The 24,782-nt window shown below is 35.5% G+C and carries 19 protein-coding genes; 6 read left to right on the top strand and 13 right to left on the bottom strand.

Translation table 11 applies throughout. The features are described 5' to 3' along the window. Positions 1-29: 29 nt before the first annotated feature. The 9 genes from IPH11_13885 to IPH11_13845 all read right to left on the bottom strand — a co-directional run bounded on the left by IPH11_13885 (position 30) and on the right by IPH11_13845 (position 10,693). Positions 30-1,058, bottom strand: a complete 1,029-nt coding sequence (locus IPH11_13885) for a PorV/PorQ family protein (GenBank protein ID MBK6914676.1) — start codon at positions 1,056-1,058, stop codon at positions 30-32. Between the two features lie 33 nt (positions 1,059-1,091). Next, entirely contained in the window at positions 1,092-4,769 is a 3,678-nt protein-coding gene (locus IPH11_13880; protein ID MBK6914675.1) for a hypothetical protein, read from the bottom strand. Between the two features lie 32 nt (positions 4,770-4,801). Next, entirely contained in the window at positions 4,802-7,483 is a 2,682-nt protein-coding gene (locus tag IPH11_13875; GenBank protein MBK6914674.1) for a TonB-dependent receptor, read from the bottom strand. A gap of 50 nt (positions 7,484-7,533) precedes the next feature. After that, complete coding sequence (locus IPH11_13870; protein MBK6914673.1) at positions 7,534-8,058, bottom strand: peptidylprolyl isomerase; 525 nt, start codon at positions 8,056-8,058, stop codon at positions 7,534-7,536. A 19-nt stretch (positions 8,059-8,077) separates the two neighbouring features. Then, positions 8,078-8,908 carry a peptidylprolyl isomerase gene (locus IPH11_13865; protein MBK6914672.1) on the bottom strand — a complete coding sequence of 277 codons (831 nt, stop codon included), beginning with the start codon at positions 8,906-8,908 and terminating at the stop codon, positions 8,078-8,080. Positions 8,909-9,209: 301 nt separating this feature from the next. Continuing rightward, complete coding sequence (locus tag IPH11_13860; protein MBK6914671.1) at positions 9,210-9,587, bottom strand: rhodanese-like domain-containing protein; 378 nt, start codon at positions 9,585-9,587, stop codon at positions 9,210-9,212. A gap of 30 nt (positions 9,588-9,617) precedes the next feature. After that, positions 9,618-9,863: a zinc ribbon domain-containing protein gene (locus tag IPH11_13855; GenBank protein MBK6914670.1), complete on the bottom strand. Its 246-nt coding sequence runs from the start codon at positions 9,861-9,863 to the stop codon at positions 9,618-9,620. A 24-nt stretch (positions 9,864-9,887) separates the two neighbouring features. Further along, positions 9,888-10,133 (bottom strand): hypothetical protein, encoded by a 246-nt coding sequence (locus IPH11_13850; protein MBK6914669.1) that lies wholly within the window; start codon positions 10,131-10,133, stop codon positions 9,888-9,890. After that, entirely contained in the window at positions 10,130-10,693 is a 564-nt protein-coding gene (locus IPH11_13845) for a sigma-70 family RNA polymerase sigma factor (GenBank protein MBK6914668.1), read from the bottom strand. The genes IPH11_13850 and IPH11_13845 overlap by 4 nt, the downstream gene beginning before the upstream one ends. Before the next feature lie 129 nt (positions 10,694-10,822). Between IPH11_13845 and IPH11_13840 the strand changes: the two genes are divergently transcribed. The 4 genes from IPH11_13840 to IPH11_13825 all read left to right on the top strand — a co-directional run bounded on the left by IPH11_13840 (position 10,823) and on the right by IPH11_13825 (position 16,259). After that, positions 10,823-12,250, top strand: a complete 1,428-nt coding sequence (locus tag IPH11_13840) for a cyclic nucleotide-binding domain-containing protein (protein MBK6914667.1) — start codon at positions 10,823-10,825, stop codon at positions 12,248-12,250. A 7-nt stretch (positions 12,251-12,257) separates the two neighbouring features. Further along, positions 12,258-13,166 (top strand): tRNA (adenosine(37)-N6)-dimethylallyltransferase MiaA, encoded by a 909-nt coding sequence (gene miaA / locus IPH11_13835; GenBank protein MBK6914666.1) that lies wholly within the window; start codon positions 12,258-12,260, stop codon positions 13,164-13,166. Next, positions 13,163-14,491 (top strand): hypothetical protein, encoded by a 1,329-nt coding sequence (locus IPH11_13830; GenBank protein ID MBK6914665.1) that lies wholly within the window; start codon positions 13,163-13,165, stop codon positions 14,489-14,491. The genes miaA and IPH11_13830 overlap by 4 nt, the downstream gene beginning before the upstream one ends. Positions 14,492-14,777: 286 nt before the next feature. Beyond that, positions 14,778-16,259, top strand: coding sequence for an FAD-binding oxidoreductase (locus IPH11_13825; GenBank protein MBK6914664.1), 1,482 nt, complete (start codon positions 14,778-14,780; stop codon positions 16,257-16,259). A gap of 69 nt (positions 16,260-16,328) precedes the next feature. On the opposite strand, the gene IPH11_13820 is transcribed toward IPH11_13825, so the two are convergent. The 3 genes from IPH11_13820 to IPH11_13810 form a co-directional block, all read right to left on the bottom strand. Further along, positions 16,329-17,357: a T9SS type A sorting domain-containing protein gene (locus tag IPH11_13820; GenBank protein ID MBK6914663.1), complete on the bottom strand. Its 1,029-nt coding sequence runs from the start codon at positions 17,355-17,357 to the stop codon at positions 16,329-16,331. Positions 17,358-17,639: 282 nt separating this feature from the next. Further along, positions 17,640-18,293, bottom strand: coding sequence for a hypothetical protein (locus IPH11_13815; GenBank protein ID MBK6914662.1), 654 nt, complete (start codon positions 18,291-18,293; stop codon positions 17,640-17,642). 273 nt (positions 18,294-18,566) lie between these two features. Beyond that, positions 18,567-19,916, bottom strand: a complete 1,350-nt coding sequence (locus IPH11_13810; protein ID MBK6914661.1) for a cysteine--tRNA ligase — start codon at positions 19,914-19,916, stop codon at positions 18,567-18,569. Between the two features lie 261 nt (positions 19,917-20,177). Here IPH11_13810 and IPH11_13805 point away from each other — a divergent pair, with 261 nt between their 5' ends. Further along, positions 20,178-20,633, top strand: coding sequence for a hypothetical protein (locus IPH11_13805; GenBank protein MBK6914660.1), 456 nt, complete (start codon positions 20,178-20,180; stop codon positions 20,631-20,633). Between the two features lie 64 nt (positions 20,634-20,697). On the opposite strand, the gene gdhA is transcribed toward IPH11_13805, so the two are convergent. After that, a complete protein-coding gene (gene gdhA / locus IPH11_13800; GenBank protein MBK6914659.1) occupies positions 20,698-22,059 on the bottom strand; it encodes an NADP-specific glutamate dehydrogenase in 1,362 nt (453 codons plus the stop codon). 1,184 nt (positions 22,060-23,243) lie between these two features. Here gdhA and IPH11_13795 point away from each other — a divergent pair. Then, on the top strand, positions 23,244-24,542 hold the full coding sequence (locus IPH11_13795) for a hypothetical protein (GenBank protein ID MBK6914658.1): 1,299 nt from the start codon (positions 23,244-23,246) through the stop codon (positions 24,540-24,542). Positions 24,543-24,782 lie beyond the last annotated feature (240 nt).

The raw sequence follows: 24,782 nt of genomic DNA, 5'->3' as shown, positions 1-24,782 counted from the left end.
TTGGAATATTTTTTAGTTGTTTGTTTTTCTCAAAACGCCAGACTTATACCGAAGCTGTGCGTATTACCTAAGAATTCATATTCTTGATAGGCATAATCTACTGAAATTTTTAGATATTCTAAACCACTATAATTTATACCTGCACCGAGAGTCAATCCTTCCTGGCTATCCTCGAGGAACAAGGTTTTATAACCTGCACGAAGAAAAATTAATTCATCAAGCAATGCTAACTCGCCGCCAACATTAAGATATTGACCATTGTCGTTCGGATGAATTCCATCAACTGCTAAAGTTAATCTTTGGTCATCCATAAAATGGAAATCTTTGGATATGCCGATCTGTAATCGAAGGGGGAGTTCAAACTGATCGGTTGCGTATCGAGCATCTATTGTTTCGTTATTACCGTTTACAGATGGATCGGGATCGTGCCTTACTAAAAGATCATCGCCTGTAATTTGCATCTTCGTTCCGTAGTTTGTTATGCTGCTCGAAAATCTTACTCCGTAAAACGGGGTGGTAAAGATTGTCCCAATGTCAAATGAAAATCCATCGGCGCTTGAGTTGTAAATATCTTCTCGAATGTATTTGATATTTAAACCGACAAGGAAATCTTCCGTTATCTGTCTTGCATAAGAAACTCCGAATGCATAACTGCCGGCTGTGAATTTTTCACCTGTACCTTCGGGGAAGAATTCGGTTGTTACATCCATTTGACCAAAATCAAGTGCAGTAACGGCAAACCCAAAAGTACCCATTTCGCCTGCGGGAACTACGAATCCAAAATAGTTAAGATTTATATCTGCAAATAGTTTTGTGTAAGTAAACATACCTTCGTAAGTGGGAATCAGTGCAATGCCCGCAGGATTCCAGTAAAGTGCTGATACATCATTTGATAAAGAGGTAAATGCCCCGCCCATTGCATTTGCTCTTGGACCGATGCCAATGCTTAAAAACTTTGCAGCGGTTGTGCCGGTCTTTTTAACTTCTGTTGCAAATACATCAGGTTGAAATATTGCAAGAGAAAGTACAACTAAGATTATTATTTTTAATTTTTTCACTTTTATACCTTAAAGTTTTTTTCCATTCAAAAATTATTTTATCACTGCAAACTTGCCGATCTTTTCACCAATCCCGGGAGCCTCGATATGATAGAGATAAACGCCGTAAGAAATTGACAAATTATCTTTTGTAAGCATGTCCCATTCAGCAGTGCCGTCATTAAACTGACTCTCGTGCTCAATCACATCTACAAGTTCACCATTAACAGTGAAGATTCGAATAGTGCACTTGTTTGGCAAGTGAGTGAAATGCAATGATCGAGGACCTCTGCCGCTGTTGTAAGGATTTTTAGGTTCCCATAGTGCTGTTGCAATATATGGATTTGGAACAACTTTAATATTTTCCAAATCTTCTTTAGCTAATTGATTATTTATTTGTCCTTCGTGAGCAACAAATCTAAAAACATCAGAAGCCAGAAATGGTTTACGTAAAAAGATTGTGGCTGTATCACCACTAACAGGATAAAATTGTCCAAGTGTAGTATCGGGTTCACTGCCTAAATAAAACCACCACGTAAATATGAGCGAATCATTGGCATCTTTTTCCAAGAAAATAATTCGATCTTTGACAGCGCCATTGGCAGTTAATTTGCCAGGACCTCCGTAAGTTGTATCGGCTTCTATAAATCCATATTGAATAAAATCGTTAGTACTTCGATTAAATACTTTAAAGTTTACCGGTTTCGATGGAAAAGTTAATGTCCCTATTTTTATTTCTGAAGAAGAACCAAATCCGACATCTCCAAAAGAGACTACATAATCGTTTGGAATAGCTTGACCTCGTAATGATGGGTTTGGCCATACGAACGATTCAAAAACGAAAGCCGGTATATTTTCATTATTCCATTTGGTAGTTTCGGGATTTTTTTCAACTCTTGTTTCATTGTCAAATTTTAATCTGAATCCATCTACAAGGGGCTGTTCAACACTTGCGCTTACTGAATTAAACTGATCTATAACTACAACGTTATCAGTTGAATCTTTCAGAGTGTAAGATTTTGTAGTTAGAGTATCATCTTCTGAAAGGACGGGGTTGCCAATTTTCAATGTGTCTTCAAAAGATATGTAATAAACATGTCCATCTTTTATTTTATTTATATCTACAATGTCATAAGATATAGTGCTCGTTGTTGTACCTTCCACAAGAGAAATATCCCCTAAGGTTGGAGGGATGTACCCCGCAGAAGGTGCTTCAGGAGTTACACGCACAACATTGGGACCAAGTTTAACCGATCCATCAGATTGCAAAGAAACTCGCACCGGACTTTCAGATGGAATAATATTTCCTGCATTGTAGCCAAAGTCATACGAAACCAAAGCATAATAATAAGTAAAACCATTCTGCACGGTTGAATCTATGTATGAATGCTTTAATCCTGAATCATTTCCTAATTGATATTTGACGCCATCGAAACCGATTGAGTCCAATCCCTGAATTCCATCAATAAGATCGAAGATAACAAGCGGGGTTCGAAATACTTTTGAGCCATAAGCACTTGTGATATCAAGTGGATCTTCGAATGCCGGATCGGTTGAGCGATAAATTCTGTATCCTTCAAAGTCATGTCCATTACCGCCAATAGCGTCAATGTATGCATCGAAGGAAGATTCGGCAACATCATCCCAATAAAGTATTATTTTGTTATCACCGGGAATTGCGGTCAGGGTTGGGGTAAGAGGTGCGTTAGCAAACTGATAATCGTTATTGTATGTTTCCTGTGCACGTCCACGCTTCTTAATAATTTCTGCTTTCCTCAATTCGCTGTTAGGATCGGGCAACGGAGCATTTGCAAAAATTACTGCAAGAGAAAAAGGTTCGGTCTGCCCGGATCTTAATGGGAAGAACGAAGAAGAAACAAAAAGATCATATTCACCTGCAACAACTTCCTGCGGATCGTAAAATTTTCCCGGAATCATAAAGTCAAACCACATGGTTGCATCACTTTGAATATTCAAAGCGCCGGCTGGTAAATAATCAGCGTTTGATATACCAATCTGATCTGTTTCTGAAACATCGGTTACATCAATATTGGGTTCACCGGGTAAACCTGTTCCTGCGCCAGAGGTTGGCTTACCATCATTTTCACCAAAGTCACCTGTTTGAGGAACGCCATCGAGTCCAACATCATCAGTCAGCACATTCCAATCAACATCATTGTCAACACCATCGAATCTTGCTTCATCAACCATTTCATCAATTCCATCATCCAGAAATTCATCAATTGCCCCATTGAGATCGTTATCAACACCATCAGCATATTTATTACCAAGATCTTCAGCTTTAACATCATAAAGAATGACATTGTCTGAAACTTTATAACGGTAATAAGGAGCATCAAGTGCGGCAGCATCAATCATTGCTTGAGTTATAACCGGGCTGCCATCCTCACCGTTGCCATCGTTATCAATATTATCTCTAAACGCCCGACCTAAATCATCGGATTCAATCATTAATAAATGAACAATACCATTTTGAAGCGGATCATTTTCAGGATTTGCGGGCCATCTTTTCCATTGATCGCCGCTGGCAAGATTAATCATGTCTGAAGTGACAACAGGGGAATTGGATTCGCCATTACCGTTATTATCAATATAGTCAGCATATTGTACACCCTCCTGCTGATCAAAAACGATATGAGTTTTATTTTCATCAATTAAGCCGTTTCCATTATTGTCAACCCCGTCCGTTCTTCTTGGATCGGAATCAGTAATTGAAGGATCGCTTTCACCAACTAACAGAGCTTCGGTGACAATAGGTCCGAATAGTTCGCCGTCACCATCATTATCAATTCTATCCCCTGCGTTGCCCGGGGTTTCAAGAAAAGTTATTGAAACCATTCCAACAGGATCACTTCCAAAATCAGGAGCGTGATTATCAGCGTCACGAGTCCATGCAATATCCTGCATCAAATCAAACTCGGAAATATCATCCTGCGAATCGCCGTTACCACCCACGAAGTCAGCATACCAAATAGTAACACCAACCTTATTAATATCCTTACTCCCATCGTTTGTAATGCTATTCAAAATGAATAAAGCATCTTCGACTAAAACCTGGCTCCACGCAAGCACTCGTACATCAAGAAGAATTCCTAATCCTTTTCGAGTAAGATCGGTTTCATCGGGAAAGTAGGCTGTGTATCTACTGTAGCGATCGTCGGAAGCGCGATAGAACATTTCCTGATCCGCATTAAATTTATTTTTACCGAAGTATCCGTTCCAACTGCCGGGCCAGCCAGGATCAACTTCATCAACAAGCTTATCGGGCCAGAAAGCAGGCCATGTGCCTTCATCAACACTTGTGGCTATTTCCTGACGATCAGAGCTGTAATATCCAGGCACAGGTTCGAAGTTCCAACTGTTACCTTCGGGTGAAGTTCTGTAGCTCATCACATCAATAATTCTTTGAAGTTCGCCGTTATCATCTGTCACTTCACCGCCGACAAAGATACCTTGCAAAGCAAGATAAACCTGTCCGGTATTTTTAGGCCATTCATAAGGAGTTTGTACAGAAATAGGAAAGGTTCCGCTCTCTCTTCCTGTCAATCCAAAATTAAAAACAGAAGTACGAATTCTGTTTCCTTCCATTTGTCCTTGAGCACGGAGACCAGGATCCCCGCGCTCTTTGCCGGGAATATGCTGTGCATAGGCACCGGAAGAAATTGTTATGACTAAAAGTGTTAGTAAAGTTATTTTGATTAAAGATTTCATCAAGTTATCTCCTGAATAAAAAATCATAGTTGTTAAAATGAAAATTCAAAACCAAGTTGAACTAAACGAGGCTCGCCATAATTCCATGGGAATCGAAGATATTCTTCAACTGAATTTGGGCGGTTAGGATCTTCGCCAATGTTTTGCCCCTGGGTTGTATAGTCCGGTTGACCTGTATCCCCAAATACATTTACGACTGTACGGGCGTCGAATAAATTAAACACACTTAAAAAGACATTGAGATTGTAGCCAAAAACATCAAACAGTTTATTGATTTTTACATCAACTGTAAATTGATTTGGTCTGCGGCGGCTGTTTCGCTGCAAGCCTGATGAGATACCGCGATCCGCAGTGAACTGGGTAATGGAGGGTGTGTAAGGTAAACCTGTTCCGTAACGTGCGAGAAAACTTGCGCCCCAATCTGCACCGCCGACGTACAAATTAAAATTGAGGATATGTCTTTGGTCCCAATCTAACGGTAAAATGAATAAAGCTGGTTCGCTGTTGCCGAGTTGAGAGTTAAACTCATCTTCCGGGCTTGAGTTACTGCCGTCGGCAACCTGATATGTATAGGATATATCAAAGGAATAATTATCAAGGAATCTTTTATTTACGGTAAGAGTAATTCCTTTTACGTTTGAATAATCTTTATTGATGTATTTGGAATATGTAACAAGATTTCTTGTCGGGAAAAATGGTCCTGCAGTAATCCAGTTACGAACGTCTTTATAAAATCCTGTAACATCAATTAAAAAAGCCTCCATAAATTCTTGCCTGAAACCAATTTCGTACATAACTGTACTTTGAGGTTCGAGATCAGGATTACCGTAAATTCCATAATTACTCCCTGTCTCAGGGACTTTGTATGAGCCATTATTAAATAAAAATTGGAATGTCGGAATTTGTAAAAACTGTCCATAAGAAAAATGTACCACCCCCGTAGCACTTGTAGGATATGCAATTCCAAACCTTGGACTGAGCTGCCACTTGGGAGTTGACTTTTTATAAAAGAATGGTTCTCTTTCACTAATAGAAAGAGAATCTAAACCCGGTCTTAACGGCAGGTAAATATTCGGATCGCTTGGATCAACTAAAACATTACCTCTTGCATCAAGATAATCCAACCTTAACCCGATGTTAATGATTACATTATTAAATTCAATTTTATCCTGCGCATAAGCAGCAAATTCGATTGGTTCATTGGTGTATTTTGTTCTGTTCGTTGCACTCTCGGAAGGAATTGCCGGAGAGAAAACAGAATCTTCAACTCCGTTTATTCTAAGCGGTTCAAGATTGTAATCATCAAAATTTAATTCGTGATACTTTCCTTCAATTCCAATTTTCAGCAAGTGATTTTCTTGCACCTGGCTTGTGAAATCAATTTTACCGATTAAAGAATTTGTCTCGCGGAAAAACCTGTGAAGGTTAGTTCCTTTATCATGAAATGCATAAGAAACAGTGCTTAAAGAGTCCGGATGTTGATATCTTGAGTCGAATGGATTATCGTAAAGATATTCATTAAAATCTTTAAAGAAGTAAGAACCTTTGACTGTGTAGAAAGTGGAAGAGGAAAGTAAGTGAGTGATAGTCAGTGTGCTGTTATAGCTATTAGAAAAATCTTTTACATTTCCATCGGGAGTCCATTTCCAATCGTGCCCGTAATTCTGAAAATCTTCTTTAGAATAAAGAAGTTCGCCGTTTAGTTTTACATCAGAAGTAGCCCAATAAGAAAGGTTTGCTTGACCGAGATATCTTTTGCTCCAATTCATCGGGACAAATTCACCGTCGCCGGCAGATCCATCAACATTAAATTTTCTGATCCCATATAAAAACCCATCATCATAAACATATCTTGCATTTGCAAAAAATGTTATGGCATTATTAGTAAAAGGAATCGGTCCGTTCAAACTTCCCTGCAAATTGTAATTTGCTAAAGGATTGAAATCGTCAATATGAGTGAAGTAAGAAGTGAAGTTGCTTGCGTAGTCACTGCTGTAAACTTTAATGTCTCCGTGAAAGTCTCGCCCCCCTTCTTTAGTTACAGTATTAATAATGCCGGACATCGCATTTCCGTATTCGGCATTAAAAGTTCCGCTAATAACCTGAAGCTCCTGAACACTGCTGTTGTCTATTTCAATACCCCGGCTGTTATCGTAGCCATCGGTGATTGAAATACCATTTACCCAATAAGCAATCTCACTTGTTCTGCCGCCGCGAATGTGAAAACTGCCGTCTGCACCCTTAGTAACACCAGCTTGTAATTGAAGCACATCATTAAGCTCAAGTACGGGGAGGTTTTCAATCTGATCAGAAGAAACCAACGACTGGCTTGACGTAATATCTTTTTTGATTAATTCTTTTTGACCCTCAACAATAACAGCTTCAAGTTCAACTGCCGATTCGCCTAATTCAAAATTTACTGTGCTTGTAAGGTCGATGCTAACCTGGACATCCTGCGCAATAACCGCCTGATAACCTATGTATTGAGCCTTAACATTAAACTTACCCGGCGGAATATTTAGTATCACATAATTACCATCAAGATCAGTTGCCGCGCCGTAGTTAGTACCTTCAACTGTAATATTAACAAAAGGAAGAGCCTCGCCGGTAATTTTATCTGTAACTTTTCCCGCAATCTTTCCGGTGGTTCCCGCAAAGGTATTGGAGTTAACAGAAAAAATAAGGGCAAGAAATAATAGTAAACATTTTCTCATAGATTACTCCTTAATTACGCTTTATTAAAAGTATAGCTAATCAAACTATACTATCCTAAAATATTAAAAGAAGCCAACAGTTTGTAATCAATTTTGATTTCCAAACCATTTCGAATCTTATTAATATATTCATCTCTTAATTTAGTTCTTTGTTCGAAGATGAATGCATCCCGAACACTTTTTTTTATAATCGAAAACTCAATCGGTCTCGGATCTTTTTTACCTAAAATTTTAAATAGTCCATAATAATTTTCAATTCTAACCGGACCTATTAATTCACCAACATTTGAATTAGAAAATGTTTCTTTCAGGTTTCCAAATTTGTCAATTGGTGAAAAACCAATTTCACCGTTATTTTTTGCTGACCAATCTCTCAGCGAAAAATTTCGGGCGAGTTCACCAAAATCTTTTCCCGATTTTATCAATTCTAATAGACTGTCACTCAGATCTTTTCGATCAACAATAATTTCCTGAAGATTTATTTCTTCGGGCAACGTAAAATAATGAATATTATTTTTATAATAATCAATCAATTCAGAATCGGAAACAATTGCCGCATCAAGAATATTTAGCAATTTAAATTTCAGAAAAGTATTATCCTGTAGTTTTTTTATAGTTTTTTTTACAACCAATTACTTTGCTCTTGTCGTAAATCTGATTCAAGTAATTTCGCTCGAAAGGATTTCGTTTACGCAATCTTAAAGTTTGTTCCAGTTTGTTTTTTTTGGTTTGAAATTCGTATTCGGTAAGTAAGGGGTGGGGTTGTCTGTCTTCTAATTTTATTATACTGTAACCGTGCGCTGTTTTTACAGGTTTGGATATTTCACCAATTTTTAGTTTGAAAGCTGCATCTTCAAACTCAGGATCCATGTCGCCCCAAGTAAAATAACCAAGGTAGCCGCCGTTATTTTGCAGAACCGAATCTGTAAAAACCTGCTTTGCTAATGTGTTAAAATCAAATCCCATTTGAAGCAGGTTGTACAAATTGTTTGCTTCGTCATCCGTTGCAGTAAACAAATGACGTGCTGAAATATTTTCATTAACTTTTACAAAAGCATCACGAAGCTCATCTTCGGTTACGCTAATTTTTGCATAAACTTCCTGATCTTTTAAAAATGCAAGTATCGCTTGCTTGCGCACCCATTCCATCTCGTTACTGTATTCCAAATCGTTGAAGGTTGATTTATTATCGTCATAATAATAAAGGATAACTTCGTTGATCAGATTATTTAGAATTGCTTCGCGGATATAATATTTATCCTGCACGCCGGCGGATACTAAATAATCTGTGTATCGGTCAGAAAATTCGGAGAGTGTTATTTGATGTGAGCCAATCGTGGCTAATACGGGGTCGTCTTTTTTTTCTGTGCCTGCAAATAAATTGCACCAAATCATTACATATAAAATGAGAATTCGAAACTTCATATTTTATTTTGCGATTAAACGCATAATAAATTTTTTCCAAAACCACTAATTGTAAAAATTTACTATCTGCTTTCTCCTGCTATGCTTATAAAATTTTGGAACTAAAAAATTAAACTTTGTCAAATGACATTTCAATAATTGTAAAATTAATAATTAGTTGCAAGGGAAAATTTAATTTACAGATGTATAAAAAAAATTATTTTCAAACAGCCTAAGTAATTTAAGCTGTTAGCTAAAAAAAACTTAAAAGTTAATGAAGGAATGGAGAATACAACAATTCAAATATCCAATGAGCAAAAAATTATTTTTGATTGATATATTCTGTCATGCCGCCCAAAACATTTTTAGCTTTAAAGCCATTTTGCAGCAGAATTTTGGTTGCAACCCCAGAACGATTTCCGGTGCGGCAAATTACTGCGATTTCATTTGATTTATATTCTTTTAATTCCCCCAGCCTGCTTTCTAATTCCTGAACAGGGATGTTAATCACTCCATCAATTTGACCGAGTGGACCTTTAAGCTCAGCCGGTGTTCGAACGTCGAGAATAATTAAATTCTCATTTGCTTTCATCTCTTCTTTTAGCTGCTGAACGATCATATTATTTTCGTCCGCCTGCTGAGCACATCCAAATATTTGAAAAAGAAATAAGAATACAATTACTGAATTTAAAGTTTTCATTGTGCACCTTGAATTGTGAATGATTTATAACTAATTTAACCCACACATTCCAGATGCACAACCACCGGAATTTGGTACTGTACAATTCCCATCACTGCAACCGCCGTAAGAATCGCTCCCAGAATTACTCACTGCCGCGCTAAAAGTTGAAAACAATTTTCTGCTTTTATCTGAATTACATTTCGGACAATTTATTTTTTCGGTTTGATTTTGAGATTTATGAAATACATCAAATTTCGTTTTACATTCCTGACATTGATATTCAAATATGGGCATTGAGAACTCCTTTTAATTTTTAATTTATTTTTCTTGATCGTTTAAATTGAGAAGTAACATAAGTTTATTGTGGGCTTCATCCGGTAATTCAATATTATATTTTTTATACCAGTCAATCGTCACCTCTACAGTTTGAAAATAATTTTTACAGTTGGCACATTCATCAAGATGTGATTTTATAGCAATACATTTATCAGAGTTTAAATCCTCGCCGAGACTTTCGCAGATATGATGAATCACTTCTTTGCAGCTTACTTTTTCCTTTTTCATTTTCTAAATGCCTCGTTAATTTCATTTCGTAAAAATGCCCGCGCTCTATGAAGCCTGGATTTTACAGCAGGCACACTAAGCTCGGCTATTTTAGCTGTTTCTTCTGTCGAGAACTCTTCAACATCTCTCAAGAGAAAAACCATTCTATATTCCGGTGAAAGTTTACTAATTGCTTCATCTAATATTTTTCGAAGTTCAATATTCTCGGTGCTTTTATATGGCACCGCAGACCAATCAACAACTTGTTTGTTTTCGTACATTCCATCTTCGTCATCATCAAGTGAGCTAAAATGACGGTTCTTAAATTTTCGTGCTTCCATCAAACAATGATTGGTAACAATTCTATAAAGCCAGGTTGACAACTTAGAATTGCCGTCAAACTGATGAAGAGATTTTACAACACTAAAAAAAGTTTCCTGCATAATGTTTTCCGCTTTATCTCTGTCGCGGCAAATTTTAAATGCAAAGTTGTACACAGTCTTTTCGTACATCTTGACCAGTGAAGCGAGTGCTTTTCTATCTCCGCTTTTAGCAAGCTCGATAATTTTTATTTCGTCCATACTTTTGATGCATTTCTGAATTCAAAGATTCAATAATCTTGTTAATTATGTTTTCGGAATAGCTATTTACTTTTCTATTTTTATACAAAAGTTTTTTGAGATTATTCTATTTCAAATATAAATAAAATTATGACTCTTAATAAGAAGACCTTTGATCTGCTCAAGAAAAATAAAATCTTTGAGGGAATCTCGATTGATCGCACCGGAATTGATTTCAGTCAGGAAGGTGTAAAAATATTTAAAGAAGGCGATATTATTTTTCAGAGGGGCGACCAGCCTGAATTTATGTACTTGATTGTTCAGGGCAAAGTTAAAATTAAATTTTCTGAGAGAAATATTTTATTGAATAAATCTGACTTTGATTTTTTTGGCGAAAAAGAAATTACAGATAACACTCAAAGAATTTCTTCCGCGGTTGCAGATACCAATTGCACTGTTTATTGCATTGCCCCACAATTAGTAAATAAACTTCTGGCAGGAGGGACAACAATCTCAGACAATGTTCTTCTTAATAATCTGAAAAGTGAATCAACCGATATTTTTAATTCATTAAATCCTGATCAAATACTTGAACCTGAACCTGAACTTGAACTTGAACCTGAACCTAACCTTGAACTTGACCTTGAACTTGAACCTGAACTCGAAATAGACACACCTCCCTCCCCCGACCTGGTAGAGAAGATTGATGATGAAATAATTGCTGAGGGATCAGACGAGGCATTTCTAAATAATAGAGACGAAGAAATACGTTCATCATTAGTTATTGATGAAGATATTTTTGATGATAATCAAGGGAGAGATCTTTTTGAAATTCAAAATAAAATCGAGGAAAAGATATCTGAGTCTTCTGACAAATCTCAACCTGAAGAAATTAAAATCGAACAGGCAATTGTGGAAAACATTGTTATCAATGATTATGATACTGACAGAGTGGACCGTGAGAAAAGATATGTTACATTTATTAAATATAATTTCGATTCCATCCAGCAAGTTTTTAATACTGATATCGAAACTGAATCGGAAAACATCAGAAATATTGCCATCAGTTTGGCTTTCCTTTCTAAAAATATAATTTCAAGCACAAAAAAACTTTTTACGCACACTCAATTCTTCAATAGTGAAATTCAATTAGTTGAAGATTTATTAAACAATTCTCTGCCTACAATTAAGGAAGCAATTTCCCGGAGTGATATTAAAATTCTCAAAAAAATAAAAGCGGAGAAAAGTGTAAAAATTAACCTGGCAGACTTTTCAGTGGCTTGCTATCAGATTATTAAAAATGCTTACGAAGCAATGCCGCTTGGCGGAAATGTTTTTATTTCAGCGGATGAATTTGAAGACAACATTGAAATTAAAATTAAGGATGAGGGAAATGGAATTCCTGAATATCAGCTCGAAAATATTTTTGATGAATTTTTCACTCACGGAAAAAATAACTCCGTTGGATTAGGTCTTTATCTCGCAAAAAAAATAATTGAAGACTGCGGAGGTTCTATCTCTGCTGAAAGTGATCTTGGAGAAAGCACAACTATAATTATTAAACTCCCTATCTCTTGATTTTTTTATGGACTTTGTCACCATCCTTGGTCCTACCGCAACGGGTAAAACAAAATTAGCTGCTGAACTTGCTTATCATTTTAACGGAGAAATCATCTCTGCCGATTCTCGTCAGGTTTACCGCTCAATGAATATCGGAACAGGAAAAGATTATGAAGACTATTTAGTAGAGACGGTGAAGATTCCTTATCATCTTGTTGATGTTTGTGAACCTACTGATGATTTTAGTCTTTTCGATTTTCAGAAATTATTTTACAAAACTTTTGATGACATTGCTTCGAGGCAAAAACTTCCATTCCTTGCAGGTGGAACAGGACTTTATCTTAGCTCTATTTTGCAAAATTATAAATTGAAAAAAGCAGAGTTTAATTCTAAATTAAAATCTGAACTTGAACATAAAAGTATTGACGAACTTCGTCAATTACTTTTAACAACTTCCGGGAATCTCCACAATACAACCGACTTAATTGATAAAGAAAGAATTATAAAAGCAATTATCATTAATCAAAGCGATGATGAGCCGCTATTGAGATCCGAAAAACTATCTTCATTAGTAATCGGAATAGCTCCATCTCGATCTGAGGTAAAAAACAGAATCACTAATAGACTAAAAAAAAGATTAGGTGAAGGTATGATTGATGAAGTAAAAAATCTTTTAGAAAAAGGTATCACACCTGAACGATTAAATTATTTCGGACTCGAGTACCGTTGCATCAGTTTATACTTGACCGGTGAATTAAGTTTTAACGACATGTTTCAAAAACTTAATAGCGCAATTCACAACTTCGCAAAAAGACAAATGACGTGGTTCAGAAAAATGGAACGAGAAGGTGTACGAATCAATTGGTTTGAAGAGCCTGATTTTGCAAAGACGAAAAACTTAGTTGAGCAATTTTTCCCGGTTATAAAAACGTGAGTCAGCTTCCCGAAATAGTTCGTAAATATTTAAACAAATTTTCTGCAAGTGATCGAAAAATTATTTGTAGTGATTTATCGGCAATAGACAATGTAATAGTCATCCCTGCGATTGATGAATATCAAAATATTATTTCTCTTCTGAACAGCCTTTCCGAAATGGATAGGAAATATTTTTCGTCTTCTCTTTTTCTTTTTGTGATAAATAATTCTGCTTCTTCTTCAAATGGAATTAAAGCCGGAAATAAATCTTCGATTGAATTAATCAGTAAGATTATTTTTAAGATAAATGGAGCTGAGTTTTTAAATAAGATTATCGAAAGTAATTTAAGAATAGCATTGATAGATGCTTCTTCTTCAGGAAATGAACTTCCGGAAAAGGATGCCGGGGTAGGGCTTGCAAGAAAAATTGGAATGGATACAGCACTCAATATTTATAATTATAATTCATTACTAAAAAAATTACTAATCTGCCTCGATGCTGATTGCAAAGTTGAAAAGAATTATCTCACAGCAATCATTTCTTATTTTAATTATAATAAATCCAACGCCAGTGTAGTTAGATTTGCTCATGATATCTCGGGCAATGATGAAAACACCAAAGCAATAATTTGTTATGAAACTTTTCTTCGATATTATGTGCTCGGACTAAAGTACGCTGACTCACCATTTGCATTGCACACTCTCGGGTCAACTATGATTTGTGATGTTGAAAGTTATATCAAAGTTGATGGAATGAATAAACGTAAAGCTGCAGAGGATTTTTATTTTCTTGAAAAACTCGCCAAACATTTTTTTGTACAAACTATAAATGGAACCACTATCACTCCCTCCTCACGTTCTTCGTGGCGAGTACCTTTTGGAACAGGACAAAGAGTGAATCGTTTTTTACAAAGCTCGCGTGACGAATACAAACTTTTTAATCCTGCAAGTTTTGAAATCTTAAACAATTGGCTGCGGATATTCAACTCGCAAAATATTTTGACTGCTGAAGAATATTTGAAAGAAGCCGAGTACATTCATATCGAATTGAAAAATTTCCTGATTCAAAAGAAATTTATCGAAAGCTGGAATTCGATTATCGGTAGATCAAAAAGTACCGAGCAAATTAATAAGCAAAAGATATTTTGGTTTGATGGGTTCAATACATTAAAATTGATTCATCATTTAAGAGACACTTCGTTTCCCGAAATAAATATGTATGAAGCTCTTGATATATTATTTCATTTGATGAATCTTAATCCCGAAATAAAGATGGATAAAATTGGTGTCCCGGATTTAATAATTCAAAAAAAATATCTGAATTATTTGAGGGAGATTATTTAATCATTCAACTTGATTGCATCAAGAAAAACCCGGAAAGGATAGCCACTGATTTCACTAATTGACACTAATTTTAATTCGTGCAAATTCGTGTAATTAGTGGCAAAAATTATGTTGATAAAAAAATCACAAGACGAAATACAGAACTTTTTGACTGATGCCTCAAATTTCAAAGGATGTTGCGATGCTGTTTATTTTCCTGTTAATGAAAATGAAATTACAGAAACGAATTTCACTAATTGACACTAATTTTAATTCGTGAAAGTTCGTGTAATTAGTGGCAAAAATTATGTTGATAAAAAAATCACAAGACGAAATACAAAACTTTTTGACTGATGCCTCAAACTTCAAAGGATGCTGCGATGCCGTTTATTTTCCTGTCAATGAAAATGAAATTGCAGAAATCATTGTTGAGGCAAATCGAAGCAAAACTTCCGTCACAATAGCAGGCAACGGCACCGGCTTGACCGGCGCACGCGTACCTCAAAACGGAATTGTAATCTCAACTGAAAAGCTGAATAAAGTTTTAGAAATAAATTCTGAGGGAAAGTTTGCTGTTGTTCAACCCGCTGTTATTCTTGCCGACCTGCAAAAGCAAGTGAAAGAAAATAAATTATTTTATCCGCCCGATCCAACCGAGACGAATTGTTTTATCGGCGGCACAATTGCTACAAATGCTTCCGGAGCTAAAACTTTTAAGTACGGTGCAACAAGAAATTTTGTTGAAGAATTATATATTATTCTCCCAACCGGTGAATCGCTTAAACTCAAACGTGGTGGGGGTAAAGCAGATCATAATATTTTGGAATTAAAAACTGAATCGAATAAAATTATCACTCTCAATCTTCCTAATTACAAGATGCCGCTGACAAAAAATGCCTCGGGGTATTTTATTAAAGATGGAATGGATGCGATTGATCTATTCATTGGCTCGGAAGGAACACTTGGAATTATAACGAAAGCGAAATTAAGATTACTGCCCCTTCCTGAAAAAGTCATTTCCTGTGTAGTCTTTTTTAATAATGAAACTGCGGCATTTAATTTTCTTGACTCTGCACGGAGTCTTTCATTTGAGGCAAGGAATAATAATTTTAAAAATGAAATTGATGCGCTCGCACTTGAATTCTTCGATGAGCATTCACTCAAATTCTTATCTGTAGATTTTCAAAATATTCCACAAGATGCAAAAGCAGCAATATGGTTTGAGCAGGAAGCTGACTCTGCAAGCGAAGATATTTTAGTCAACAAATGGCTTGAACTAATAAATCAAAACGCCGGCAATGCAGAAACTGCGTGGTTTGCATTTACTGAAAATGATAATTCAAAGATCAGAGAATTTCGTCACGCAATTTCTTGGAAGGTGAATGAGTACATTGTAAAAAATAATTTTCGCAAACTCGGAACTGATGTTGCTGTACCAGATAAATTTTTCAGGCAGCTTTTTTCTGCTTCACGAAAATTAGTGCAGGATGCAAAATTAGACTTCGTGGTTTACGGGCATTTTGGAAATTCGCACCTGCATTTGAATATGCTGCCTAAAAATCAAAATGAATTTGAAACCGGTAAAAGTATTTATCACGAGATTTGCCTTGCAGCAATAAATTACGGCGGAACTATCTCCGCAGAGCACGGGGTGGGTAAAATTAAAACAGATTACTTACTGGAAATGTACGGACGCGAAACAATTTTAAAGATATTTGAAATTAAAAAAGCGCTTGATCCAAATCTAATTTTGGGAAGAGGGAATATTTTCGGACAGTCTTTTATATAAAAAGGCAGCCGGCTAAGATTGCCCTTAAATTTAATTATAACTTTTTCCTTTTACGTTACTCGTTTGACTTTACTTTAACAACATTAGCTTTTTCGAAGCAGTAAAATCATTTGATTTTATTGTGTAGATGTAAACTCCGCTTGCAAGTTTGCTTGCATTGAAGTTTACTTCGTACCTGCCTTCATTCTTAAATTCATCAACAAGCGTAGTTAATTCTCTTCCAAGGATGTCGTAAACTTTTAGAGTTACATTTCCGGCGTTTGGAATTTGATATTTAATTGTTGTTGACGGATTGAAAGGGTTGGGGTAGTTTTGGGAAAGAAGATATTCTTCCACAATATTTTTTTCACTTTCCACACTTGTAGGTTGGCTATAATATAGAAATATTTCTTCAGCTATGAACCCGATTAAAATACCATCTGGGTTTGTAACTCGTAGAGGTTCATTTTCCGGTACCCACTGTCCATTTACCCATTCTTCACCAAATAGATGAATTAAAGTATTATTATCATCATATTCATAAAATATTCTACACCAATTTTCCCAGGTATTATTATATGCTATTTCCCAATTTTCTAACACTAAATTATTATTAACATCATACTCAAATTTCCCCGAACCAAAATTTAACCAATTATCTTCTTGCCATCTTTTTGCTAAATTAGAAATGATATTAAGCTCTTCATCATACTCATAAATATTCAACTGGTAATTTATCCACTGGTTGTTTGTCCAAATCTGAAATAAAGCTGTATCAATTACATTCTCTGGAGTATATGTATAAATAGATTTAGAACTGTTTGTCCATATACTATCTATCCAATCATAATTTACTGATGATACTAAATTGTTTGAAGCATCATAAAAATTTTCATATTTAAAATCATTCTCAAATTCCTGACCATTGAAATACAGACGTAAATAAACAACCCTATTAACTAAAGAATCATAATTATAAACATCCTTCGCGTATTTAAACCATTCTCCTGATGAAGAATTAAACCATTCCCAAAGAACTAATTCAAGATTTCCTTCAGAATTGTATGTGTTTGTATGTTTATCGTAAATGATCCATTCGCCATTATACCACTCAGCCATTGTGAAAAAATTTAATGATAAATCAACATTATAATTATATGTAATTTTAATTCTAATTCCGTTTAAATATATACAAATAAGACTATCTAAAACTTCGGCAGAATTATTATTTTTCAATTGAGTAATGGTTGATACATTATAAATACTTCTTTTGAGGAATGAATTGTCAATATTTCCATTTGTTGAGATATAAGATTGTTCCTGAGGAAAAATTTCAACTGCTAAAAAACCAAGAAGCAAAATCCAAAGAGTTTTATTTATTAAATCCATTTCTCTACTACTTTAAAAATAAACACCTATAATGATATGGTGCGTGTTGACTATCTTACTATCGTATTTGAACAAGTATCTAATATCAAGATTTAATTTTGAAGAAATATGATATGATGTGCCTGCTCCCAATATTATTCCATACGAATTATTCAGCAGCTCTTCCTCCTTTTGGTTTTCCTTAAATTCATCAGGTATCTCATCAATTGAATTATAAGACCAGACTTCAGACGGTGAAGTCTCTATGAATGTATTCATAAAGTTATAAACTGCATCTACCGAAAGATATGGCGAGAAGATACTATTAACAATCAAATATTGAATGCCTAATGTAATCAGGAAAATATCATAATTTTTGCTTACTAAATTATATTTAGCTGCAAAAAATTTTGGAAGAGTATCAATAATATTTTCAGAGTATTTTCTTACAGTGTAATTGTAAGTATAGGGTTGTATTGTCCTAAAATAACCTGCAGAGGCTTTCAGTTTAAGTGAAGATATGAGATTCGTTTTAAACTCTACAAGAAAATCACCTCTAATTTTGTCTGTATTATAAAAATTAATACCACCATAAAAACCGATGTCAAAATTAGAAAAAGGTTTGTTTTCCTGTGCTTTTAAAACGTTAAATGAAATAAAGAGTAGAATGAATAATACTTTTCTCATTTTTTCCCCTTTCAGAATTATTACTGACAATTATAAAAAATATTAATTAGGAGAAAGCCAATTAGTCTAGATAATTTAGCTTAACTCCATTTATACTTAATAATAATTTGCCAACAACTGTACCACAAAACTAAAATATAAAATCAACAAAAAACAATGGATATATATTTCTGTCTTCTCAACATCGGGAAAAATCGTTTTTTTTTTCAATTTTGAGAAAAAGAAATTTGCTGCCAGTTGATTATTTGATGAGCTATATCAATGTAAATTACACTACACCCCGCGTATCTTATCTGCAAGCAAAAAGTTTTTTTCTTTTTTAGCATTGTTACGCAGTTCAATTAAAAATTTAATTAAAGCATCTTCAAGTTCACCACCACCTTTAACGGTTAAATCAAAATTCATAATTCCTAAAACATCAACTGCAGTTTTTGTTAGGAAATTTTTTACATCTACAAAAAAATCTTTTTTTATTTTTTGATCCGAGGCAATGATTCTATTTACTTCTTTCGCAAAATCAAAAATCACAGCAACGCCTTGCGCTGAGTTAAAGTCATCATCCATTACGGTTTCAAATTCATCCAAATATTTTTTAATATCTATTTCAGGATAAACTCCTTCGGAATTGTCTTTATTCAATTCATCATTAATTTTCTGAGCAAGATTAACAAACTTTTCCACTCCCTTTTGTGCTGCCTGCAAAAGTTCATCACTAAAATTCAGTGGACCACGGTAATAAGCCTGCGCAAAAAATAATCTAATTGCTTCTGCTGAATAATTTTTCAGAATATCTCTTGCAGTTAAAAAATTACCGAGCGACTTTGACATTTTTTCTTCATTGATATTCAGAAATCCAAAATGCAGCCAGTACTTCACGAAAGGTTTTCCAGTAGCGCCTTCGCTCTGCGCAATTTCATTTTCGTGGTGGGGGAAAATTAAATCATTTCCGCCGGCGTGAATATCAAAAGATTCGCCGAGATGTTTGCAGCTCATTGCAGAGCACTCGATATGCCATCCGGGTCTGCCTTTGCCCCAGGGGCTTTCCCACGAAGGTTCACCGGGTTTTGCTTTTTTCCATAATGCAAAATCAAGCGGATTTTTTTTAGTTTCGTTTATTTCAACTCGCGCACCAGATTCAAGCTGCTCTAAATTTTTGCTGCTGAGTTTGCCGTATCCTTCGAATTTCGATACATCATAAAAAACATCACCATCAACATTGTAAGCGATTCCCTTTTCTTCGAGAGTCTTGATGAGATTAATTATCTCTCCAATATGTTCTGTTGCTTTAGGATTAACATCCGCAGGTTTTAATTTCAATGCACTTATGTCTTCTAAAAAAGCTTTGGTGTATTTCGAAGCAACTTCATTGAAACTGATTTTTTCATCAATGGATTTTTTTATTATTCGATCATCAATGTCTGTTATGTTCATTACAAATTTTACTTTGTAGCCTTTATAGATGAGATACCTTCGCAGCATATCTGAGATTATAAATGAACGTGCATTACCGATATGGAAGTAATCATAAACGGTTGGTCCGCAGATATAAAAATTTACATTCGGCGGATTGAGGGGTTTAAATTCTTCTTTCTTTTTTGTAAGTGTGTTATAAAGTATCAGCATAATCTTTTCTTATTAATTATCAAATTTCATTTTCATTTAAAATATACTGAAATAACTCAAAATTATTTTTTAGAAAATAGGTTTAGTGTTTCTTTGTGTCCTGGAGCCTTGGTGGCTATTCTTTAATTACTGCAAGGAATTTTCTGCACTAAAGCGCATAGGCACTAAGTTTCACAAAGGAAGGGACAAATCATTTTTCCTCAAATAAAAAAGTATCCGTAATTTTGAATTAAGATTAATTACTATATAGAAAGAATAACAATGGCAGAGAATTTTTATGAAAGAGTAAAAGCATCAACCTCCTCGGTCAAAAATAAAATGGTTGACTTAAAAGAAAATTTGTGGGATGAAGAGAAAAAAGAAATAATTGAGCAATTCAAATCCGGCAGCGAAGTTAAATTGCAGGAAATAATCAGCAGCCTGAACACTAACACTTCGCTTTTCTCTGAGGCAGGATATCAATTGAAGGGGATAACTGTCGGTCTGGCTATTCCTCCTGTAATAAAAATTGGATTCAATTGTCTTCAGTCCATACCTGAAAACGAACGACAAAAAATGCTTGATAAGGCAGGTGAAAGTAGAATTACCGTTTTGATGCTTAAAAGCCTTTTCAAAGCAAGCGACTTTTCGGATACAATAAAGATCGGTGAAATAAAACTTAGCGCTATCGAAATCACTCTCGGATTAATTCCAGGAATCAGCATCACATTGGCTTAAAAAATAAAAAGGCGATCCGAAGACCGCCTTAATTTTTAATTATTCATTTTTAATTGTTAATTAATCAAACCACTCCCTGATCCATCATTGCGTCGGCAACTTTAAGGAAGCCGCCGATATTTGCACCATTCACATAATTACCCGGTGTTCCAAATCTGGCAGATGTATCCACACAAGTTTGATGTATGCTGTGCATTATCATTCTTAAGCGGTTATCAACTTCTTCTCTTGTCCATGGATAACGCATGCTGTTCTGCGACATCTCTAATCCTGATGTTGCCACGCCGCCGGCATTAGCCGCTTTACCCGGACCATAAAGTATTTTAGAATCGAGGAAAATATTTACACCGTCAGGGGTGGTGGGCATGTTTGAACCTTCACTGACAACCGTTACTCCGTTCTTTACAAGATTCTGTGCATCCTTCGCATTGATTTCATTTTGTGTTGCACTCGGAAATGCGCAGTGAGCTTTGTGATTCCATAATGGATTGAATGGAGCATTCGGATCAAGGGCGGTGTAAACAGCATTTTTGTATTTGTCTGTGTATTCTTTTATCCTGCCCCGACGTACATTTTTCATTTCCATAACGAATGCGAGTTTTTCTTTGCTGATGCCTTCCTCATCGTAAATATATCCGTTTGAATCTGAAAGCGTAACGGGCTTTGCACCAAGCTGCAAAAGTTTTTCAACTGTGTATTGTGCTACATTTCCGCTGCCGGAAACAAGACATGTTTTTCCTTCAAGTGTTTGTCCTTTAGTAGATAACATTTCCGCAGCAAAATAAACAGAACCGTATCCGGTTGCTTCGGGACGAACAAGTGAACCACCCCAGTTTAATCCTTTGCCTGTCAGCACTCCGGTAAATTCATTGCGTAATTTTTTATACTGACCGAACAAATATCCGATCTCTCTTCCGCCTACACCAATGTCGCCTGCCGGTACATCTGTATCAGGACCGATGTGGCGAAATAGTTCGCTCATAAATGCCTGGCAGAATCTCATGATCTTCAAATCGCTTTTACCTTTGGGATCAAAATCAGATCCGCCTTTACCCCCGCCCATCGGTAATGTAGTCAGGCTGTTTTTAAATACCTGTTCGAAGGCGAGAAATTTTAATATGCCAAGATTGACTGACGGGTGAAATCGCAATCCCCCTTTATATGGACCAATTGCGCTGTTCATTTCAATCCTGTAACCTATGTTAATCTGCACCTCCCCTTGATCATCAACCCATGGAACACGGAAGATTATTGTTCTTTCCGGCTCAATAATTCTTTCAAGAATTTTTGCTGCACGGTATTCCGGGTGTCTTTCTAAACAAAGTGAAAGTGAATCGGCGACTTCCTGCACAGCCTGATGGAACTCAGGCTCGGATGGATGTTTGGCTTTTACTTCTGCCATTAGATCTTTTACGTAATCGGACATAGAGACCTCCTTGATTGTTTCAGTTATTTTAGTGAAAGCTTTTGATTAAATAACGCTTCCATTTTTGATGTGAAACTATCACCTTGTTGAACCAAGCGAAAGAGTAATTTCTGTGAAAGTTGTGTAGTAAAATTTATTACAGGAAATTTTTCACCGAGTAACTTTGGCAAAGCAATTATCCATTTGCCCTTCCATCAGCATGTGCAATCAAAACTATTTTTAATCTGCTATCAGATAAAATCTTATTGTAAGAAATTACTTATTTGCGATGTCCCATTGCAGCTTCAACAGCAACTAAATAAAACGAATACTAATTCAGCCCCGGAACCCACGGGGTATTTTATAACTTTTAGTCTGATCGTTTGATCTGATTATTAGGAGGCTAAAATGAAATGCTTTTACAGTATGCTCCTGTTACTTTTCATGTTGTTTTATTCATTTTTAGTTTTAAAACTTGTCCATAATAATATGTTTATGTAATTCTATGTCAGTTAAAATTATCTAATTAGGTATAAAACGATTATCCATCGCAGCGCTCCAATAAGTCTAGAATTTTTTGCTTTCTCAATAGCGTAAAATTTAAGAGCGCTGTGTTGGAGATTGTGAATTGTAGAAGAGTCCCATCGAAATTATAGCTCACTTGTTAAATTATCTATTCCTATGCTAGATTATTACGACAAATGAGTGATTAGATTAAATTATAATTTTCCCATCTTTGTCCGCACAAATGGCAATGCGACTAAAGCAGAATTAATAAATCACCTTACGCATAAATTGAATTTACAAGAATTCTCCTTAGTGAAACTTGGTGACTTAATTTCTTACTTTTTCTTTTGCCACCAAGTCACAAAGACACTAAGAAATCACAAAGTGCGTAACATCAGTTAATAAATAACTTTTTATTTATTGTATTTACCTGAATGAACTTATTTTTACCCGAACATTTATTTACAAACTTGAAATATTTTCAAAACACTTTCGTACTTTATTACTGATTGATTTTTTAAACAAAATTCATCTTTGTTGTAACAAAAATTTTTGGGGGAGTAACGATATTATTGTTGCTCTAACCAATTCGTTGTCTTGAAATTATGGAGTGCAATTTTGGTTACGGATAATTTTTCCTGCCATTTAATTTTCACTCCTTATTTTTCTTCAATGTGTTTTTTGATGGAGGTGCTTTTATGGTACGCTTGTTCGGTTATCTCAGTTTTGCTTTGTTTCTGCTCATTACTTCACTTTCCTGCGACAGCAGCGAGCCGCCTCCTGTTTTGCCGCCGCCGGATATTATCAAAGATACAATCACAGTAAGTATTGAAAGCTTCACGCACAGAAGTGTTACTTTTAGGGTACAATCAACAGTTCACGGTCTTCAGTCTTCAATAAAGGTATTGAGAAGTTTTAATAGTACAGAAACCATAATTGCAGAATTTCCACTTGAAGTTGCCGACACAACAATAACTGATGACGATAACGGAATAGGGCTGATGCTTGATACAACTTACACATACTTTGCAGTAAGGGTTGACAGTCTTGGTGAAGAAACAGACACAAGTAATATAGTAATGCAAAAAACACTAGCCCCCACAAGCCACAATTACACTTGGCAGGAGTTTACATTTGGAGATGCGGGTTACCCAAATACACTTTATGATGTTTGGGGCACTGATGAGAATAATGTTTGGGCTTGTGGTGGAGTTAAAATAAATGATACGGTTTATGGAATAATTAAATGGAATGGAGTGGAGTGGAAACCAATCAGTAAAGCCGGCGGCGTTGCGATTTACGGATTTTCAGATAATGACATTTGGACAGTTGGAGGTGCTGTCTATCATTTCGATGGCACAGTGTGGAGCGATCTAACCGAAGATTATGATGTATTCATAGATAACATTCCTTACACCAGCCTGTGGGGTACGAGCAGCAGTGATATGTATTTTGGGAATGCGTGGGGAAAAATAATTCACTGGGATGGGGTAAATGCAAATATTGTTTACGAAAACTCTGACCCAATTCCAATTACAGATATTTATGGCACTTCAAATAATTTTATTCTTGCCTGTGGAAGTGCATTGAGTACACCAAGCATTGCGTTAATATTTAATGGAACGAGCTGGGATCAATTGCAGGGATTGAATTATGGTAACACACTCTTTAGAACAGTTTTTGGATGGAATCCCTATGATTATTTTGTCGGAGGTTCAAAAACTTACAGATATTTGAATGGTGTAGTAACAGAAATACTTCAGCAAGCTCCAGGCATTTTAGAAAAGATCAGAGCAGATAAATCGACTGGAGAAATAGTTTCAGTTGGCGATGGATTTACATTACTTCACTTCAACGGTGTGGATTGGAAAGACTACTCATATGATCTGAACCAACCCAACAGTGCATTTTACGGTGTGTATTTAACTAATGGGAAAATATTTGCTACTGGCGGGGCAGGAATAATAGGCAAAATATTTATTGGTACTCAAAATTAATCAAAAGGAGAATCAAACGATGAAGTCGATTTTAAACACCTGTTTAGTTTTATCCGTTCTACTTTTATTTTCAGCTCGTAATATTTTCAAAATCAAACGTTTGTCCAACAGGTGGACCAGAACTTTACACTAATATAAAAGACTATCAAAATTCCAGCTATAAAATAATAGCAATTAAAAGCGACAATTCACCAATTTATGGTGTTAACTACGAATACACAGAAGAATTTGATGCTGCTG

The organism is Ignavibacteriales bacterium (assembly GCA_016709155.1).
Taxonomy (GTDB): Bacteria; Bacteroidota; Ignavibacteria; order Ignavibacteriales; family Ignavibacteriaceae; genus JADJEI01.
Note: the sequence above shows the minus strand (reverse complement) of the source record. Positions and strands in the feature narration are given on the sequence as shown.

Excerpts from the sequence above, each read along its gene's own strand:
- IPH11_13815 (MBK6914662.1), bottom strand. The coding sequence starts at position 18,293 with ATGAGAAAAGTATTATTCATTCTACTCTTTATTTCATTTAACGTTTTA.
- IPH11_13825 (MBK6914664.1), top strand. The coding sequence starts at position 14,778 with ATGTTGATAAAAAAATCACAAGACGAAATACAAAACTTTTTGACTGAT.
- IPH11_13810 (MBK6914661.1), bottom strand. The coding sequence starts at position 19,916 with ATGCTGATACTTTATAACACACTTACAAAAAAGAAAGAAGAATTTAAA.
- IPH11_13855 (MBK6914670.1), bottom strand. The coding sequence starts at position 9,863 with ATGCCCATATTTGAATATCAATGTCAGGAATGTAAAACGAAATTTGAT.
- IPH11_13845 (MBK6914668.1), bottom strand. The coding sequence starts at position 10,693 with ATGGACGAAATAAAAATTATCGAGCTTGCTAAAAGCGGAGATAGAAAA.
- IPH11_13860 (MBK6914671.1), bottom strand. The coding sequence starts at position 9,587 with ATGAAAACTTTAAATTCAGTAATTGTATTCTTATTTCTTTTTCAAATA.
- IPH11_13850 (MBK6914669.1), bottom strand. The coding sequence starts at position 10,133 with ATGAAAAAGGAAAAAGTAAGCTGCAAAGAAGTGATTCATCATATCTGC.
- IPH11_13820 (MBK6914663.1), bottom strand. The coding sequence starts at position 17,357 with ATGGCTGAGTGGTATAATGGCGAATGGATCATTTACGATAAACATACA.
- IPH11_13875 (MBK6914674.1), bottom strand. The coding sequence starts at position 7,483 with ATGAGAAAATGTTTACTATTATTTCTTGCCCTTATTTTTTCTGTTAAC.
- IPH11_13840 (MBK6914667.1), top strand. The coding sequence starts at position 10,823 with ATGACTCTTAATAAGAAGACCTTTGATCTGCTCAAGAAAAATAAAATC.
- IPH11_13865 (MBK6914672.1), bottom strand. The coding sequence starts at position 8,908 with ATGAAGTTTCGAATTCTCATTTTATATGTAATGATTTGGTGCAATTTA.
- miaA (MBK6914666.1), top strand. The coding sequence starts at position 12,258 with ATGGACTTTGTCACCATCCTTGGTCCTACCGCAACGGGTAAAACAAAA.
- IPH11_13805 (MBK6914660.1), top strand. The coding sequence starts at position 20,178 with ATGGCAGAGAATTTTTATGAAAGAGTAAAAGCATCAACCTCCTCGGTC.
- gdhA (MBK6914659.1), bottom strand. The coding sequence starts at position 22,059 with ATGTCCGATTACGTAAAAGATCTAATGGCAGAAGTAAAAGCCAAACAT.
- IPH11_13795 (MBK6914658.1), top strand. The coding sequence starts at position 23,244 with ATGGTACGCTTGTTCGGTTATCTCAGTTTTGCTTTGTTTCTGCTCATT.
- IPH11_13880 (MBK6914675.1), bottom strand. The coding sequence starts at position 4,769 with ATGAAATCTTTAATCAAAATAACTTTACTAACACTTTTAGTCATAACA.